Genomic DNA, 16,453 nt, shown 5'->3' with positions numbered 1-16,453 from the left:
AAAACTACCCGAAGAGGGACACCTCCACCGTCTCCCCCGCCGGGATACCCTCCCGGTCCCGGGGGACGCAGAAGAAGCCGTCCGCTCCCGCCAGGGTGGTGATCAGCCCCGACTTGCCCCAGATGGGACTGGCCCACAGCCCGTCGGGCTTCTCCTCCAGAGTGACGCCGGTATACTGGGCCCTGCCGTGGTTGGCGGGGACGGTCTGGGCCAGCCGGGCGGACACCCTCCGCTCCGCCCAGGTCCGCCCCTCCAGCCGGGCCAGCAGGGGGATAAGAAAGAGCTTTGCGGTGAACAGGGCGGCCGCCGGGTGGCCGGGCAGGCCCAGGATGGGCTTGCCCCCCGCCCTGCCCAGCAGGGTGGGCTTGCCCGGTTTCATGGCCACCCCGTGGCACAGCACCTCTCCCAGAGAGGCCATTACCCGGCAGGCGGCGTCCTTCTCCCCCACCGAGCTGCCTCCCGACAGCACCACGCAGTCACAGCGCTCCAGAGCCCCCTCCACCGCCTCTCTCAGCAGTTCCTCCCGGTCCGGGACAATGCCCAGCGCCACCGGCCCCGCCCCCGCCTGGGCCAGCAGAGCGGCCACCAGAGGGCCGTTCACGTCCCGCACCTGTCCGGGGCCGGGGTCCTGCTCCGGGGGCGCCAGCTCGTCCCCTGTGGAGATGATCCCCACCCGCAGTCTGGGGACTACCGGTACCTGAGTCACCCCCAGGGCCGCCAAAGCCCCCACGTCCTGGGGCTCCAGCCTGCGGCCCTGATGCAGCACCAGGTCCCCCGGCTTCACATCGTCCCCCTTGAAGATCAGGTTAGCCCCCGGGGGAACGCTCTTCACAATGCCGATCTCCCCGCCGCCGTAGTCCTCGGTGTGCTCTACCATCTGGACGGCGTCCGCCCCCACCGGCAGGGCCCCGCCGGTGGGGATGGGGGCGCACTGACCGGGGCCGATGGCAAAGGTGGGCTCCCTCCCCATCTCCACCGTCCCCGCACAGGTGAGCAGGGCGGGGACGGTCTCGCTGCACCCGAAGGTGTCCGCCCCCCGCAGGGCGTAGCCGTCCACGGTGGAGCGGTCAAACCCGGGGACAAATTGGGCGGCCCGGATATCCTGGGCCAGCACCCGGCCCAGGGCCTTGTACAGCCCCACCTTTTCCGGGGGTCGGTCCAGAGGGGCAAAGGCATTCCCGATCAGCGTTAAAAGTTCCTCAGGGGTCATGACGGTGAGCATGGTCCTCCTCCTTTCCCGGCGGCCACAATCCGGATCTCAGCCTTTCTTAATTTCTATTATATGGCTTTTTTGGGGGGATTGCAACGGACCGGAGGAATGCAAAAACCCCGGCGCATCTGCGATGCGCCGGGGTAGAATGCGGTGGAAAATAACTCAGCCCAGGTAGGCCAGGGGGTTGACGGCGGTGCCGTTGATCTGCACCTCAAAGTGGCAGTGGTTGCCGGTGGACCGGCCGGTGGAGCCCACACGGGCAATGGGCTGGCCCTGGTACACCTTGTCGCCGGTGGAGACCAGCAGGCTGGAGCAGTGGGCGTACAGGGTGCGCTTGCCGTTGCCGTGGTCCACCACCACATACTTGCCATAGCTCCAATAGCTGCCGGTGCCGGTGCCCGACCACACCACGGTGCCGCCGTCGGCAGCCTTGATGGTGGTACCGTAGGAGGTGGCGATATCCAAGCCGCTGTGGTAGCTGTAGGAGCCAAAGATGGAGCGGTAGCCAAAGCTGGAGGTGATGTTGCCGTACACCGGCCAGATAAAGGTGCCGGTGGGCAGCCAGGAGGGCCGCACCTTGGTGCCCACCGCGATGACCTTGTTGGTGGCCTCACGGGTGACCTCAGTGGAGAGCACCGTGCGCTCCTGCTCCACGCCGTTGAGGTAGGCCACGTCGGCGGTGACTACCTGCTCGCCGGGCACGCCGGCGTCCAGCACCTTGGACTGGCCCTGGTACATGGAGTCGTCCTCCACTTCCACCACGGGGCAGGGGATCGCCTCGGTATAGGTCACGTGGTCCACCGTCTTGACGGACAGGAAGGGGATCTCCTCCTTCACGTTGACGATCTGACCGATGTAAATGCGGCTGCTGTCCACGTCGGGGTTGAGGGCCTCCAGCTCGGACAGAGTCATATCGTTGGCCATGGCGATGTCCACAAAGGTGTCGCCCTTCTGCACCTCATAGGTGGTCTGGCCGTTCTGATTGGCAGTGAGAGCCGCCATCATGGCGTCGGCGTCCTGGTTGACGTCGGAGGCGGTGTACTCGTGGGTGATGTACACGCCGGAGGTAAACTCGGCGGAGATGGTATTCTCATTGATATAGGGGGCCTTCACCTGGTCCAGAACGATATCCAGGGTCTCACGGTCCTGGGCAGCGCCGATGAACTGGCCGTTGACGGTAAGCACATAGTTCTTCATCACGTCGCCGATCTGATCGAAGAGATAGGTCTCAAACTCAGCGGCGGGAGTGATGTTCTCCTGCTCAGCCAGGGCAAAGGAGTAGGTAATGTCGCCCTCCATCGTATAGTCGTGGCCCAGGATCCTGGTGGCCCGGGCCTCCACCCGATCCACCGCGTCCTCAAAGACCTGAGGAGAAGTGACGGTGCCCAGGGCCACGCCGTTCATCTCCACCACATAGGCGGGGGTGTAAACGGAGGTGACCACAGCGGCCACGCCCACAACGGCAGCCACAGCCAGGAAGTGGAACGGGCTGACAATGCGGCGGCCGCCGGCAGTGGCGGCGTCGGCCCAGTGCTGGAACCGCTTGGCGCCAATGCGGATGGCGTCGCCGGCGGCCTGGGCCTTGGACCGCAGCCGGGCGGTCAGACTCTCAGTCTCCCGTTCCTGCGGAATATGAAGGATCTCGTCCATGGGGGGATTCCCCTCCTATATCATGAAATATCAATGCGTCTGTATCTGGTCTGTATCCAATTGGTAACAGCCGGAAACGAAAAGGTTACAAATGGTTACAGTCCTAATGATACACGCATCTGATCCAAAAGTCAAGGCTTTCCGGGAAAAGCCCACAGTTTCTCCCCTTACGGAGAAAGAAATTTTCACACCACGATATCTGGTGGACAGGATAAAAAAGGAATCTCCCTACCCCCAAGACCGGCTGTTTGGGGTCCGCCGCCTTCTAAAATTTTTCGTCACATCGCCGGAGAAAGCGGGCGGCCATAAAGGCCGCCCCTACAAAGGACAATAAAAGACCGGAGCGCCCCTGAGAGCGCTCCGGTTTTTCATTCAGTCGTCAATTAGGCCAGGGCCGCGGTGATGATGGCCATGGAGTAGACCTCTTGGGCGTTGCAGCCCCGGGACAGGTCGTTGATGGGGGCGTTCAGGCCCAGCAGCACGGGGCCGTAGGCGTCGAAGCCGCCCAGGCGCTGGGCGATCTTGTAGCCGATGTTGCCGGCGTTGATGTTGGGGAAAATAAAGGTGTTGGCATAGCCGGCCACAGGGGAGCCGGGGCACTTCAGCTGGCCCACCTTGGGAGACACGGCGGCGTCAAACTGCAGCTCGCCGTCCACGGCGAAGTCGGGGTTGGTGGCAACCACCTTCTCGTAAGCGTGACGCATCTTGTCCACGGTCTCGCCCTTGCCGGAGCCCTTGGTGGAGTAGCTCAGCATGGCCACCTTGGGGTCGATGCCGAAGGTACGGGCGCAGTGGGCCACCTCGGTGGTGATCTCCACCAGCTCGTCCTCGGTGGGATCGATGTTGATGGCGCAGTCGCCCATGGCCAGCACGGTGTTCTCGCCCACGCCCTCACGGACCAGAATGAAGCAGGAGGACACGATCTTGTTGCCGGGCTTGGTCTTGATCAGCTGCAGAGCGGGACGGACGGTATCGGCGGTGGAGTAGGTGGCGCCGCCCAGCAGGCAGTCGGCCACGCCCACCTTCACCAGCATGGTGCCGAAGTAGTTGCCCTTCTGCAGGGCGGCACGGCACTCATCGGCGGTCATCTTGCCCTTGCGCAGCTCCACCATGGTGTCCACCAGCTGATCCATCTCGGGATAGGTCTTGGGGTCAATGATCTCGGCGCCCCGAATGTTATAGCCGGCCTCCTCAGCGGCGGCCTTGACCTCCGCCTCGTTGCCGATGAGCACGGGAGTCAGGAAGGTACCGGCCAGCAGACGGGCGCTGGCCTCCAGGATGCGGGGGTCGGTGCCCTCGGTAAATACGATGCGCTTGGGGCTCTTTTTCAAGGTGTCGATCAGGGTCTGGAACATATGAATAGCCATGGGAATCTCCTCCATTTCAAAGATCCGTACTTGTGCCAAATACTTGGCGGTATAGCTATTATACACCCGCTTTGATTACAATCTCAAGGACCCGCACAAAAAATATTGTGGAAAAATCCGCTTTACTTTTGGTATTTTTGCAATTATACTATACACACTGTTTTTTAGGAGAGGTGTGCTATGACTTCTGATTTTTCCCGCTGTCTGTCTCTGCTGCGGCAGGAGAAGGGGGCGTCTCAGCGGGCGGTGGCCAAGGACCTGGGCATCAGCCAGGCGCTGCTGTCCCACTACGAAAACGGCGTCCGGGAGCCCGGCCTGGCCTTTGTCATCAAGGCCTGCAACTATTACAATGTGTCCGCCGACTTCCTGCTGGGCCGGACTCTGAGCCGGGACGGCACCACCATCGCCGCCGAGGAGCTGTATGACTACTCCACCGAAAAGGACAACGTGCTCCACGGCTCCATCCTGGCCACCCTGAACAAGAAGCTGCTGGTCAACTCCACCGGCGTGCTTTTCGACCTGCTGGGCAAGACCGGCAAGAAGGAAGCCATCAATGCCGCCGCCGACTATCTGGGCACTGCCATTTACAATCTGTTCCGCCACCTCTACCGGGCGGACGGCACCCAGAACGAGGACTTCTTCTCCGTCCCCGCCCGGCAATTTACCGCCGGAGTACCCTTTGCCGATATGATCTGCGCCGAGGCCGACTACACCGAGGCCCTGGCCGCCCACGTCAAGGACAAGGGCAGCTTCCCTCCCATGAACAACGACGCCCTGATGGAACACTATCCCGGCCTGTACCAGTCCCTGCTCCAGATCATCCACAACACCGGCGAGCGCATCAACCGCCGGGTGGAGGCCCGCCGCAACGAGCGGTAAGTCGTTCCCCCATATGATTGAATTTGCTCGGGGCAAATGAATTGCCCCTGCGCCAAGGTTTTGCTGCGCAAAACGCTTGTACGCGCCATTCGGCGCGCCCCGCTCAGCGGGGCCCCGGGTGGACTTTCCTGCGGAGGTATGTTAAATGACCGACCAATCCAAGATTCGTAATTTCTCTATCATTGCACACATTGACCACGGCAAGTCCACCCTGTCCGACCGGCTCATCGAGCAGTGCAACGCCGTTACCGCCCGTGAAATGGAGTCCCAGCTGCTGGACAACATGGACCTGGAGCGGGAGCGCGGCATTACCATCAAGGCCCGGGCCGTCCGGCTGAGCTATCAGGCCCAGGACGGCGAGACCTACGAACTCAACCTCATCGACACCCCCGGCCATGTGGACTTCAACTACGAGGTGTCCCGGTCCCTGGCCGCCTGCGAGGGCGCCATTCTGGTGGTGGACGCCGCCCAGGGTATCGAGGCCCAGACCCTGGCCAACACCTTCCTGGCCATGGAGCACGACCTGGAGATCCTGCCGGTGGTCAACAAGATCGACCTGCCCGCCGCCGACCCCCAGCGGGTGAAGGACGAGATCGAGAACGTCATCGGCATCCCCGCCCAGGACGCCCCCGAGATCTCCGCCAAGGTGGGCATCAACATCCCCGCCGTGCTGGAGGACATCGTCAAGAATGTCCCCGCCCCCAAGGGGGACCCCAACGCCCCCCTGAAGGCCCTCATCTTTGACAGCCAGTACGACGCCTACCGGGGCGTCATCGTCTACTTCCGCGTCATGGAAGGCACCATCAAGACCGGCATGAACGTAAAGCTGATGGCCTCCGGCGCCACCTATCAGGTGCTGGAGTGCGGCCACCTGCTCCCCCTGGGCATGGAGCCCTGCAACGAGCTCATCGCCGGCGAGGTGGGCTACTTCACCGCCTCCATCAAGAACGTGAAGGACACCCAGGTGGGCGACACCATCACCGGCGCCGACTCCCCCGCTGCTGAACCCCTGCCCGGCTACCGCCCCGCCCGGGCCATGGTGTACTGCGGCATCTACACCGAGGACGGCTCCAAGTACCCCGATCTGCGGGACGCTCTGGAGAAGCTCCAGCTCAACGACGCCTCCCTGTCCTTTGAGCCGGAATCCTCCGCCGCCCTGGGCTTCGGCTTCCGCTGCGGCTTTTTGGGGATGCTCCACATGGAGATCATCCAGGAGCGGCTGGAGCGGGAGTTTGACCTGGATCTGATCACCACCCTGCCCTCCGTCATTTACCGCATCACCAAGACCGACGGCAGCGTGGTTATGGTGGATAACCCCCACAACTACCCCGATCCCGCCCACATTGAGATGGCGGAGGAGCCCTACGCCAAGGTATCCATCGTCTCTCCCCCCGACTATGTAGGCAATATCATGCCCATGTGCCAGGAGCGCCGGGGCGAGTACAAGGATATGCAGTATCTGGACACCAACCTGGTGGAGCTCCACTACTCCATGCCTCTGGGCGAGATCATCTACGATTTCTTTGACACCCTGAAGGCCCGCACCAAGGGCTACGCCTCTCTGGACTACGAGATGGACCGTTACGAGCCCTCCGAGCTGGTGAAGGTGGATATGTTGCTCAACGGCGATCAGGTGGACGCCCTTTCCTTTATTGCCCACAAGGACAAGGCCTATCCCCGGGCCCGCAAGCTGTGTGAAAAGCTGCGTGAGAACATCCCCCGTCAGCTTTTCGAGATCCCGGTCCAGGCGGCCATCGGGGGCAAGGTCATTGCCCGGGAAACCGTGAAGGCCATGCGGAAGGACGTGCTGGCCAAGTGCTACGGCGGCGACATCACCCGAAAGAAGAAGCTGCTGGAGAAGCAGAAAGAGGGCAAAAAGAAGATGCGGAGCCTTGGTACGGTACAGATCCCGACAGAGGCTTTCATGGCCGTGCTTAAATTGGACGAAGAATGATAAAAAGACCTGCCGCGTGATTGCGGCAGGTCTTTTTTACGGGCGAACACAAGGGTCGCCCCTACCAGGTTCCGTTTTTTCGTAGGGGCCCATGCCCACATGGGCCCGCCCCCTCAGCTCAAAAACAGCTCCACATCCTCCACCGTCAGCCCGGTCTGGAGGGCCAGGTTGATGCCGAACCCCACCACCTTGGCCAGGTCGGTGACCCGGGCGTCGATGTCCCTGGGGGTGACCATCAGCCCCTCCCCCGCCCCCTGGAGGGCCTGGGGGTCCAGATGAGCCTGGCCCGCCTCGGCCAGCAGGTCGGCGGCCAGGGTGGCCCCGTCCACCACCGTGGGCACCCCCACGGCGATGACGGGCACCCCCAGGCTGGCCCGGTCCAGGGCCGCCCGGGCGTTGCCCACCCCGGAGCCGGGGGTGATGCCGGTATCGGCCAGCTGGACGGTGGTACACACCCGGCTCAGGCTGCGGGAGGCCAGAGCGTCCACCGCAATGACGCAGGCGGGGCGGATCTTTTCGGTCACCGCACGCACCAGCTCCCCGCTCTCCACGCCGGTGGTGCCCAGCACTCCCGCCGCCAGAGCGGCCACCGGCCGGAAAGAGCCGAAGTGCTCCGGCACCTGCTCCACCAGATGGCGGGTGACCATGGTGTGGTCGGCGGCGGCGGGGCCGATGTTGTCCGGGGTGATGGCCCGGTTGCCCAGCCCCACCACCAGGGCGGGAGCCCCCTCCGGCAGCTTGAGCAGGGCGGACAGCTCCGCCGCCACCGCCCGGGCCGCCCGGCCGAAGGCATCCTCCTCCCGGCGGACCAGAGCCGACAGGTCCACCGTCACATAGGTGCCCACCGGCTTGCCGATGGCCTTTGCCCCCCGGTCGTCCAGCACTTTGACCGTGGTCACCGGGTAACCCTCCCGGGTGGATTCCTCCTGAGTCACGCCGGGCAGCTCCCCGGTATTGCCCCCCTCCCGCCACAGCTGAGCGGCCTCCAGCGCCAAATCCGTCCTTCTTTGTTCCATATACGTCCTCCTGTACACCCCAAGATATGGTGTTTTGTATGCTGCTTGCCTCTATTTTTTGCGGAGAGCGGCCCCATATACAAAAAAAGTGAAAAAACCTAAAAAAAACTGTTGCAATTTCTCTTGCTTCCTGCTAGAATGTAAAAATGCACAGGCAAACTATGTGTATTTACTATCGTCATCGGAGGAGGTGTTTGGTTTGCCGAATATTAAATCTGCCAAGAAGCGTGTCCTGGTGAACGAGACCAAGGCCATGCAGAACAAGGCCGCGAAGTCCGCTCTCAAGACCGACATCAAGAAGTTTGAGGCTGCGCTGGCTGAAGGCAACCGCAGCGAGGCCGAGGGCGCTTACAAGGTGGCCGTTAAGGCGGTCGACAAGGCCGTGGTTCATGGTCTGCTGCACCGGAACAACGCTGCGCACAAGAAGAGCGCCATGACCATCAAGCTGAACAAGCTGGCCTAATTGTGGTCAACATGAAACCGCCTGCCATGCAGGCGGTTTTTTGCTGCCCAAATGGGACCGGCTGATCTCTCCCCTTGCATTATCTTCCATTTTATGGTATATTCAGAAGGAACCTGTGTCCGGGAGGTGGGCCTATGCCCAAAGAGCTGCTGAAAAAGAAGCCGGTGAAATTTGTACTGGAGATGGTGGACATTTATTTCTCCAAGCACATCTCCCGCTCGGCGGCGGAGCTGGCCTACTTTCTCATCCTCTCCTTTTTCCCCCTGCTCATCTGCATCAATGCTTTTATCAGTCTGCTGCCGGTGGATCTGGAGGAGATTTTGGCTGCGGCCTCCCCCCTGCTGCCCAGGGCGGCCCGGGATATCCTGATGGAGTATGTGGGCTATATCACCACCAATCAGTCTCCCGGCCTGCTCATTGCAGGGGTTTTCATGACGGTGTTCTTTGCCTCGGCGGCCTTCCGGGCCCTGATGAACATTATGGAGGAGATCTATGGCCGCAAGGGCTACCGGGGCCTGCGGCAGGTGATCGCCAGCGTGCTCTTTGCCCTGCTGCTGCTGGTCACCATCTTCCTCTCCCTGGTGGTGCTCCTCACCGGCGGCTGGCTCTTCCAGGCGGCGGAACGGCTGCTCCATCTGGATACCAACTCCCTGCCCTGGGACTGGCAGTGGATGCGCTTTCTGCTTCTCTTTCTGCTGGTGTTCCTGTTTGTACTGCTGGTATACCGGGTGGCCGCCCCCCAGGGCAAACCACGCCCGCCGGTGATGACCGGGGCTTTTCTGACCGCGGTGGTGCTCTCCGTCTTTTCCATCCTGTTTTCCTGGTTCATTGGCCTGTCCTCCCGGTACTCCCTGGTGTACGGGTCCCTGGCCTCCATCATCATCATGCTGGTGTGGCTCTATCTGTGCGGCAATATCCTCATCATCGGCAACATCTTCAACTGCGTGTGGTATAAGCACAAAAAGCTGAAGCTGCTGAAAGATCTGAAAAAAGAAGAGAAATAAAAAAGCACGCTGCTGATGCAGCGTGCTTTTTCATCCATTATTTTGCTTCCAGATCTCTGCCAGCCCCAGGAAGGTCAGGTGAGGCTCCCATGCGGTGGAGATGGAGAGCAGAGGGCGTACCAGCGTGCTGTTGCCGCCGGTGAGCACCACCGTCAGGGGCCCCAGCACCTCCTCCAGCCGCCTGACAATGCCCTCAATGGCCCCGGCAGCCCCGTACAGGGCGCCGTACTTCATGCAGGACACAGTGTCCGTCCCCAGCAGCCCCTCCGGCGTGGACAGGGTGATAGGGGGCAGCTGGGCGGCCCGGGCGGACAGAGCCTCCAGGCCCAGAGCCAGGCCGGGCAGGATCATGCCGCCCCGGAAAAGGCCGCCCTTGTCTACCACCGACAGGGTGGTAGCGGTGCCCATGTCAAAGACAGCCACCGGAGGGGTATACCGGGCCAGAGCGGCCACACAGTCCACCACCCGGTCCATGCCCAGGTTGGCGGTGTCGTAGCCGCTGAGATCCAGACCGGTGTGGGTGGTTTTATCCACCACCAGGACGGGCTTTCCGGTGATGGCTTTCAGACCCTCCCCCACCGGGCCGGTGAGGGCGGGCACCACCGAGGAGAGAACGGCTCCCTTGGCCTCCACCCCCTCCAGCAGCTCTTTGAGGGCGGCGGTCCAGTCCAGGGCCAGGTCGCTGGGCAGCTTTTTCACAAAGGCCACCTGATCTCCCCGCAGGCCCGCGATGGCAACGGTGGTGTTGCCGATGTCAACCGTGAGCAGCATCTCAGGCAGGCTGCTCCACAGCGGTGGGGGCCTTTTTCTCCAGCTTGAGGGCACGCACCATGGGCACGCACACCGCGGGGGTGATGACGGCAGCCACCATGGCCTCAGGCACGCCGTTGGCGGCCACGATGCCCAGGATGAAGCCCAGTACCGCGTCGGCGGGGATGCCCTGGGCGGCGGCATAGGCCTCGGTAAAGATGACGCCGATGGAGCCCATCACCAGGGCGGTGTTGGTGAGAGCGCCCACGATGCCGGCGATCACCATGCCCCCGGTCTGGATACCGGCGTTGGACTTGCGGAAGAGGGTCTTAATGAGGGTGTAAACCAGCCAGGGGGTGACGCCCACCAGGATACGGGGCACAAAGCAGATGAACAGAGCCCAGGGGCTGCCCCGGTCCAGGCCGGGCACGGGAATGAAGGGGGAAAACACAAAGGAGGAAAGACCGGGCACCAGCGTATTTTTGATCAGGCTGGACAGACCGAACATTCCTCCCAGGAACGCGCCCTTCTTGGGCCCCAGCAGAATGGAACCGATGATGACCGGCACATGGAGAATGGTGGCCTTGATCACAGGCAGGTCGATAAGACCCAGGGGGGTAAAGGTGAGCAAAAAGATAATGCCGGTAAACATAGCCAGAATGGCCATGCCCTGCACCTGCTTGCTCCGCTGAGACCGGGTGAGCGCTTTTTTCATATTCAATTACCTCCAGCTGCCGTTCCTTTCTCAGGATACAGCGCATATTTTGGGTGACTGACCACCGATGGGCTGGGACCTGCCGTCTCACAGAGTACAGCGGCCCCGGACGGGGACAGCCGGAGATATTATAGCGGTTTTATCCCCAAAATGCAATGGCAATGTGGAAAACTTCCTTCGTGTCTGCTATAATTGAGGGACACATTACGGCGGCGGAAGGCCGTCCCTACAGATCATAAGGAGCTTCTTGCTATGCAGTTAAAAGGAAAAACCGTGCTGCTGGGGGTCACCGGCGGCATTGCCTGCTACAAATCCGCCAACCTGGCCTCCGCCCTGGTGAAGCAGGGGGCCAACGTCCAGGTGCTTATGACCAAAAATGCCACCGAGTTCATCGGCCCCCACACCTTTGAGTCCCTCACCGGCAACCGGGTGAGCGTGGATACCTTCGACCGCAACTATCAGTTCCAGGTGGAGCACATTGCCCTGGCCGACCAGGCCGACCTGGTGCTGGTGGCTCCCGCCACCGCCAACGTGCTGGCCAAGCTGGCCCACGGCCTGGCCGATGATATGCTCACCACCACCATTCTGGCCTGCAACTGCCCCAAGATCGCCGCCCCCGCCATGAACACCAAAATGTACGAGAACCCCGTCACCCAGGACAACCTGGACATTTTGAGAAAATACGGCTGGGAGATCGTGGAGCCCGCCAGCGGCCGTCTGGCCTGCGGGGCCGTGGGCAAGGGCAAGATGCCCGAGCCGGAGGACCTGCTGGAGACCGTCCTCCACGCCCTGAGCCACGAGAAGGACATGACCGGCCTCAAGGTGCTGGTCACCGCCGGTCCCACCCGGGAGGCCCTGGACCCGGTGCGCTATCTCACCAACCACTCCACCAGCAAGATGGGCTACGCCATCGCCAAAGCCGCCGCCGCCCGTGGGGCCCAGGTCACCCTGGTGTCCGGGCCGGTGAACCTGAAAAAGCCCCCCTACATGGAGGTGGTGGACATCCTGTCCGCTCAGGATATGTTTGACGCGGTGACCAGCCGTGCCCCCGACCAGGATATCATCATCAAGGCTGCCGCCGTGGCCGACTACCGCCCCGCTTCCGTGGCGGAGGACAAGATCAAGAAGAGCGGCACCGACGCCGATCTCTCCCTCCCCCTGGCCCGCACCAGCGATATTCTGGCCTGGCTGGGGGAGCACCGGGTGCCCGGTCAGTTCCTGTGCGGCTTCTCCATGGAGACCAGGGACATGGTGTCCAACTCCAAAAAGAAGCTGGAGAAAAAGCACATCGACCTCATTGCCGCCAACAACCTGAAGCAGGAAGGCGCCGGCTTTGGGGTGGACACCAACGTGCTCACCCTCATCGCCGCCGACGGGGCCAAAGAGCTGCCCCTCATGAGCAAGGAGGAGGCCGCCCACGCCCTGCTGGACGAAATTATGGACCGCCGGTGAGCTTTCGCCCCTTTTTGCCTTGACGGTAGGGGGAAAAAATGATAGAATAGCCCGCGATAAGGCAGTGATCGGGAAGAGTACCCCCATGTTTCCGCACCAGAGAGGAGCCGGACGGTGCAAGGCTCCGGCGGAGGTGGAGGGAAGGCGCCCGTGAGCCGCGGGGAGGCAATGCCCCGCCGGTCCCCCGCCGTTACCGGAAACGAAGCGCGTACCAGCCAGGTACGAATTCAGGTGGAACCACGGACATTTTGTTCGCCCTGAGCCGAAGAACGGCTCAGGGCGTTTTTTATGCTCTGGGCCAAGGAGAGCTTCCCCCCTCTGGGGGGAAGCTGGCAGCCAAAGGCTGACTGATGAGGGGTTCCCTCTATCCCGCGCCCCCTCATCCGGCCCTGCGGGCCATCTTCCCCCTGAGGGGGAAGGTAACCACAAACAAAAGGAGTTTGATTGTACCATGAAAAACACCGAAAAGACCATGGAGCAGATCGTCACCCTGTGTAAGGGCCGGGGCTTCATCTTCTCCGGCTCCGAGATCTACGGCGGTCTGGCCAACACCTGGGACTACGGCCCCCTGGGTGTGGAGCTGAAGAACAACGTCAAGAAGGCCTGGTGGAAGAAGTTTGTCCAGGAGAACCCCTACAACGTGGGTCTGGACGCCGCCATCCTCATGAACCCCCAGACCTGGGTGGCCTCCGGCCATCTGGGCGGCTTCTCCGATCCTCTGATGGACTGTAAGGAGTGTAAGGAGCGTTTCCGCGCCGACAAGCTCATCGAGGACTGGTGCGCTGAGAACAGCGTGGAGCTGCCCAAGCCCATCGACGCCTTCTCCCAGGAGGAGATGAAGAACTTCATCGAGGAGAACAACATCCCCTGCCCCACCTGCGGCAAGCACAACTTCACCGACATCCGTCAGTTCAACCTGATGTTCAAGACCTTCCAGGGCGTCACCGAGGATGCCAAGAACACCGTGTACCTGCGGCCTGAGACCGCCCAGGGCATCTTCGTCAACTTCCAGAACATCCAGCGCACCACCCGCAAGAAGCTGCCCTTCGGCGTGTGCCAGGTGGGCAAGTCCTTCCGCAACGAGATCACCCCCGGCAACTTCACCTTCCGTACCCGTGAGTTCGAGCAGATGGAGCTGGAGTTTTTCTGCAAGCCGGGCACCGACATGGAGTGGTTCCAGTACTGGCGCTCCTTCTGCAAGGAGTGGCTGCTGAGCCTGGGTATGCAGGAGGATCACCTGCGGCTGCGTGACCACAGCCCCGAGGAGCTGTGCTTCTACTCCAAGGGCACCACCGACTTCGAGTTTCTCTTCCCCTTTGGCTGGGGCGAGCTGTGGGGTGTGGCCGACCGTACCGACTACGACCTGACCCAGCACCAGAACGTCTCCGGCAAGGACATGACCTACTTCGACCAGGAGACCGGCGAGCACTATGTCCCCTATGTGGTGGAGCCCTCCCTGGGCGCCGACCGCGTGACCCTGGCCTTCCTGGTGGACGCCTTCGATCAGGAGGTGGTTGGCCAGGACAAGAAGGGCAACGACGACATCCGCACCGTGCTGCGCCTCCACCCCGCTCTGGCTCCCTTCAAGTGCGCCGTGCTGCCCCTGAGCAAGAAGGAAGTGCTGGCTGGCCCCGCCCAGCAGCTGCGTGACGAGCTGGCCCGCGACTTCATGGTGGACTACGACGACGCCGGCTCCATCGGCAAGCGCTACCGCCGCCAGGACGAGATCGGCACCCCCTTCTGCATCACCCTGGACTTCCAGACCGTGGGCGACGAGAACACCCCCGCCGACCACTGCGTCACCATCCGTGAGCGCGACTCCATGGAGCAGGTGCGTATTCCCATGTCTGAGGTTAAGAATTATATCGCTGAGCGTATCAAGTTCTGATCTCTTTCCAAACTATGACGCACCTGCTCCATTCCGCCGGTCACGGCGTCACAAGCGTTTTGGCCCTGGGCCAAAACCTTGGTGCGGACGAATTCACTTCGGCCGCACAGAATCCAATCCGGGACCCCAAAAAATCTTATTTTTTGGGGTCGCAGGTGCGAATTTCCATGTCCGAGGTTAAGAATTATATCGCTGAGCGCGTAAAGTTCTGACTTTCATCAAAAAAATCCCTGTTGCTAACGCAACAGGGATTTTTTCTTGCCTTTTATGCCTTCATGGCCTCCCGGGCGAAGTCGGCGGCCTGGTCCAGGTCGCTCTGGTCCGGGTGGGTCAGGGCCAGGTCAAAGGCCTGGATCATGGATTTCAGCTTGGCGTTGTCCGGGTCAGCCTTGAGCTGGGCTTCATACCGGTCCTTCACCGTCTGGGGCATCTTGCCGGTGCAGAAGAAGGTGCTCACCACCTGGTTCCCCTTGGGCACCTCCGCCTTAAAGCGGTCGGCCAGGGAGGCGAAGTACAGCTCGGAGATACCGAAACCGGCGGTGCCGAAGATGGCTACCCGCTTGCCGTACAAGCTATGTAAAAATTCCTGCATAGCAGGAGTGAGGGTACCCTTGTCGGTCCAGGACCCGGCAAAAACCAGCTCTGCCTGGTCCACGTTCTGGGGCGGCGGGCCAAAGGCCACGATGTCGTGGCCCTCACAGGCCTCCCGGATGGCCTGGGCCACCTGGGCGGTGTTGCCGGTCTGGCTGTCGAATACAATGGCGATTTTCATAGGTCCTCCTTTGGACGGCGGGCGCATACCGCGCCCCTACTTGTACTTCCGGCTCTCCGCTACTGCTAATTCATCACAACGGTTATTAAACGGGTTATCGGCGTGGCCCTTGACCCAGTGGAGATGGACGGTGTGGTAGTCGCACAGGTCCAGCAGGGTGGCCCATAGATCCGGGTTAAGGGCGGGCTTTTTATCTCCCTTCACCCAGCCTCTGGCCTTCCAGCCCCGGGCCCAGCCCTTCTCCAGGGCGTCAATGACGTACTTGGAGTCGGAGTAGAGCTCCACGATGCAGGGCTCTTTCAGGGCCTTCAGGGCGGTGATGACGCCGGTGAGCTCCATACGGTTGTTGGTGGTGTGGGCCTCCCCGCCGGAGAGTTCCTTTTTGAATGCTCCGTACTGCAAAATGGCCCCCCACCCGCCGGGGCCCGGATTGCCCGAGCAGGCCCCGTCGGTGTAAATGGTAACTGTTTTCATAGATCTCCTTCCAAACCTTCCCCCCTGTGGGGGGAAGGTGCCCCCGTAGGGGGCGGATGAGGGGGGTCCTGCATTGAACTTCCAGCCCAATGGTAGTACAAACACCCTCAAATCGCTGCAAAATATCCAAATTACTAAACCGTAATATGGTAATGCCGTAGGTCTGCTTTAAAAATTCTGTGCGGATTTTGTCCTCTTCCTGTCCCGTCTTTTCAAAATGCTGGGAGCCATCCAGCTCTATGGCCAGCTTTGCAGCAGCACAGTAAAAATCCACAATATAGGGACCAAATACCACTTGTCGCCGGAATTGAATGGGAAAGGTGCGTAAAAACTGATACCATAGCTTATTTTCTTCTTTGGTAGCATTTTTCCTCAGACTTTGGGCGTTTTTTCTCATCCATAGACGCATGAGATACTCCCCCTCATCCGGCCCTGCGGACCACCTTCCCCCCTCAGGGGGAAGGTTAAGCGGTACAGAGCTTCCCCCCCACTGGGGGGAAGCTGGCGAGCGCAGCGAGACTGATGAGGGGGACCTTCTCTCGTGCATCCCCTCATCCGGCCCTGCGGGCCACCTTCCCCCCTCAGGGGGGAAGGTTAAGCGGTACAAAGCTTCCCCCCCACTGGGGGGAAGCTGGCGAGCGCAGCGAGACTGATGAGGGGGACCTTCTCTCGTGCATCCCCTCATCCGGCCCTGCGGGCCACCTTCCCCCCTCAGGGGGGAAGGTTAAGCGGTACAGAGCTTCCCCCCCACTGGGGGGAAGCTGGCGAGCGCAGCGAGACTGATGAGGGGGACCTTCTCTCGTGCATCCCCTCATCCGGCCCTGCGGGCCACCTTCCCCCCTCAGGGGGGAAGGTT

Annotated in this window: 14 protein-coding genes, 1 pseudogene and 1 other annotated feature; of the genes and pseudogenes, 6 read left to right on the top strand and 9 right to left on the bottom strand. The window is 61.6% G+C overall.

Annotated elements, in window-relative coordinates; genetic code table 11:
- Positions 1 to 4: 4 nt before the first annotated feature.
- From WHJ28_RS11620 to pta, 3 genes are all read right to left on the bottom strand, one after another.
- Positions 5 to 1,222: a molybdopterin molybdotransferase MoeA gene (locus WHJ28_RS11620; protein WP_340042282.1), complete on the bottom strand. Its 1,218-nt coding sequence runs from the start codon at positions 1,220 to 1,222 to the stop codon at positions 5 to 7.
- Between the two features lie 153 nt (positions 1,223 to 1,375).
- Positions 1,376 to 2,863, bottom strand: a complete 1,488-nt coding sequence (locus WHJ28_RS11615; protein ID WP_340042281.1) for a peptidoglycan DD-metalloendopeptidase family protein — start codon at positions 2,861 to 2,863, stop codon at positions 1,376 to 1,378.
- A 383-nt stretch (positions 2,864 to 3,246) separates the two neighbouring features.
- On the bottom strand, positions 3,247 to 4,230 hold the full coding sequence (pta, locus tag WHJ28_RS11610; RefSeq protein WP_340042280.1) for a phosphate acetyltransferase: 984 nt from the start codon (positions 4,228 to 4,230) through the stop codon (positions 3,247 to 3,249).
- Between the two features lie 180 nt (positions 4,231 to 4,410).
- Here pta and WHJ28_RS11605 point away from each other — a divergent pair, with 180 nt between their 5' ends.
- Together WHJ28_RS11605 and lepA are read left to right on the top strand one after the other, a co-directional pair.
- Positions 4,411 to 5,109: a helix-turn-helix domain-containing protein gene (locus WHJ28_RS11605; protein ID WP_340042279.1), complete on the top strand. Its 699-nt coding sequence runs from the start codon at positions 4,411 to 4,413 to the stop codon at positions 5,107 to 5,109.
- A gap of 145 nt (positions 5,110 to 5,254) precedes the next feature.
- Positions 5,255 to 7,063: a translation elongation factor 4 gene (gene lepA / locus WHJ28_RS11600; protein WP_340042278.1), complete on the top strand. Its 1,809-nt coding sequence runs from the start codon at positions 5,255 to 5,257 to the stop codon at positions 7,061 to 7,063.
- A gap of 113 nt (positions 7,064 to 7,176) precedes the next feature.
- Here the strand turns inward: lepA and gpr are convergent, their stop codons facing one another.
- The gene (gene gpr, locus WHJ28_RS11595) at positions 7,177 to 8,079 is read right to left on the bottom strand and encodes a GPR endopeptidase (protein ID WP_340042277.1); all 903 of its coding nucleotides are present in this window, start codon (positions 8,077 to 8,079) and stop codon (positions 7,177 to 7,179) included.
- A gap of 199 nt (positions 8,080 to 8,278) precedes the next feature.
- Between gpr and rpsT the strand changes: the two genes are divergently transcribed.
- The gene (gene rpsT, locus WHJ28_RS11590; protein WP_087187261.1) at positions 8,279 to 8,542 is read left to right on the top strand and encodes a 30S ribosomal protein S20; all 264 of its coding nucleotides are present in this window, start codon (positions 8,279 to 8,281) and stop codon (positions 8,540 to 8,542) included.
- A 134-nt stretch (positions 8,543 to 8,676) separates the two neighbouring features.
- On the top strand, positions 8,677 to 9,546 hold the full coding sequence (locus WHJ28_RS11585; protein WP_340042276.1) for a YihY/virulence factor BrkB family protein: 870 nt from the start codon (positions 8,677 to 8,679) through the stop codon (positions 9,544 to 9,546).
- A gap of 30 nt (positions 9,547 to 9,576) precedes the next feature.
- Here the strand turns inward: WHJ28_RS11585 and WHJ28_RS11580 are convergent, their stop codons facing one another.
- Both WHJ28_RS11580 and WHJ28_RS11575 read right to left on the bottom strand, forming a co-directional pair.
- On the bottom strand, positions 9,577 to 10,317 hold the full coding sequence (locus tag WHJ28_RS11580) for a type III pantothenate kinase (RefSeq protein WP_340042275.1): 741 nt from the start codon (positions 10,315 to 10,317) through the stop codon (positions 9,577 to 9,579).
- Position 10,318: 1 nt separating this feature from the next.
- Positions 10,319 to 11,011, bottom strand: a complete 693-nt coding sequence (locus WHJ28_RS11575) for an ECF transporter S component (RefSeq protein ID WP_340042274.1) — start codon at positions 11,009 to 11,011, stop codon at positions 10,319 to 10,321.
- Positions 11,012 to 11,263: 252 nt separating this feature from the next.
- On the opposite strand from WHJ28_RS11575, the gene coaBC reads away from it, so the two are divergent.
- On the top strand, positions 11,264 to 12,463 hold the full coding sequence (coaBC, locus tag WHJ28_RS11570; protein ID WP_340042273.1) for a bifunctional phosphopantothenoylcysteine decarboxylase/phosphopantothenate--cysteine ligase CoaBC: 1,200 nt from the start codon (positions 11,264 to 11,266) through the stop codon (positions 12,461 to 12,463).
- A 55-nt stretch (positions 12,464 to 12,518) separates the two neighbouring features.
- Positions 12,519 to 12,726, top strand: a binding site (T-box leader).
- Positions 12,727 to 12,914: 188 nt separating this feature from the next.
- On the top strand, positions 12,915 to 14,351 hold the full coding sequence (locus WHJ28_RS11565; protein ID WP_340042272.1) for a glycine--tRNA ligase: 1,437 nt from the start codon (positions 12,915 to 12,917) through the stop codon (positions 14,349 to 14,351).
- 265 nt (positions 14,352 to 14,616) lie between these two features.
- Here WHJ28_RS11565 and bilS read toward each other — a convergent pair whose 3' ends face one another.
- From bilS to WHJ28_RS11550, 3 genes and pseudogenes are all read right to left on the bottom strand, one after another.
- Entirely contained in the window at positions 14,617 to 15,123 is a 507-nt protein-coding gene (gene bilS, locus WHJ28_RS11560; protein WP_340042271.1) for a flavodoxin family protein BilS, read from the bottom strand.
- 36 nt (positions 15,124 to 15,159) lie between these two features.
- Positions 15,160 to 15,597, bottom strand: a complete 438-nt coding sequence (gene rnhA, locus WHJ28_RS11555) for a ribonuclease HI (RefSeq protein ID WP_340042270.1) — start codon at positions 15,595 to 15,597, stop codon at positions 15,160 to 15,162.
- Positions 15,598 to 15,739: 142 nt separating this feature from the next.
- Positions 15,740 to 15,994 (bottom strand): annotated as a pseudogene (locus WHJ28_RS11550) (endonuclease domain-containing protein); the annotation flags it as partial.
- Between the last annotated feature and the right edge of the window lie 459 nt (positions 15,995 to 16,453).

This window comes from Flavonifractor porci, assembly GCF_037572415.1.
Classification (GTDB): domain Bacteria; phylum Bacillota; class Clostridia; order Oscillospirales; family Oscillospiraceae; genus Flavonifractor; species Flavonifractor porci.
The sequence above is the reverse complement of the archived record's forward strand: the minus strand, read 5'-3'. Positions and strand labels throughout refer to the sequence as shown.

What these genes read in the sequence shown, in the direction of transcription:
- WHJ28_RS11620 (WP_340042282.1), bottom strand. Translation starts at nt 1,222, where the DNA reads ATGCTCACCGTCATGACCCCTGAGGAACTTTTAACGCTGATCGGGAAT.
- bilS (WP_340042271.1), bottom strand. Translation starts at nt 15,123, where the DNA reads ATGAAAATCGCCATTGTATTCGACAGCCAGACCGGCAACACCGCCCAG.
- pta (WP_340042280.1), bottom strand. Translation starts at nt 4,230, where the DNA reads ATGGCTATTCATATGTTCCAGACCCTGATCGACACCTTGAAAAAGAGC.
- WHJ28_RS11605 (WP_340042279.1), top strand. Translation starts at nt 4,411, where the DNA reads ATGACTTCTGATTTTTCCCGCTGTCTGTCTCTGCTGCGGCAGGAGAAG.
- WHJ28_RS11565 (WP_340042272.1), top strand. Translation starts at nt 12,915, where the DNA reads ATGAAAAACACCGAAAAGACCATGGAGCAGATCGTCACCCTGTGTAAG.
- coaBC (WP_340042273.1), top strand. Translation starts at nt 11,264, where the DNA reads ATGCAGTTAAAAGGAAAAACCGTGCTGCTGGGGGTCACCGGCGGCATT.
- WHJ28_RS11615 (WP_340042281.1), bottom strand. Translation starts at nt 2,863, where the DNA reads ATGGACGAGATCCTTCATATTCCGCAGGAACGGGAGACTGAGAGTCTG.
- gpr (WP_340042277.1), bottom strand. Translation starts at nt 8,079, where the DNA reads ATGGAACAAAGAAGGACGGATTTGGCGCTGGAGGCCGCTCAGCTGTGG.
- WHJ28_RS11585 (WP_340042276.1), top strand. Translation starts at nt 8,677, where the DNA reads ATGCCCAAAGAGCTGCTGAAAAAGAAGCCGGTGAAATTTGTACTGGAG.
- WHJ28_RS11575 (WP_340042274.1), bottom strand. Translation starts at nt 11,011, where the DNA reads ATGAAAAAAGCGCTCACCCGGTCTCAGCGGAGCAAGCAGGTGCAGGGC.
- rnhA (WP_340042270.1), bottom strand. Translation starts at nt 15,597, where the DNA reads ATGAAAACAGTTACCATTTACACCGACGGGGCCTGCTCGGGCAATCCG.
- WHJ28_RS11580 (WP_340042275.1), bottom strand. Translation starts at nt 10,317, where the DNA reads ATGCTGCTCACGGTTGACATCGGCAACACCACCGTTGCCATCGCGGGC.
- lepA (WP_340042278.1), top strand. Translation starts at nt 5,255, where the DNA reads ATGACCGACCAATCCAAGATTCGTAATTTCTCTATCATTGCACACATT.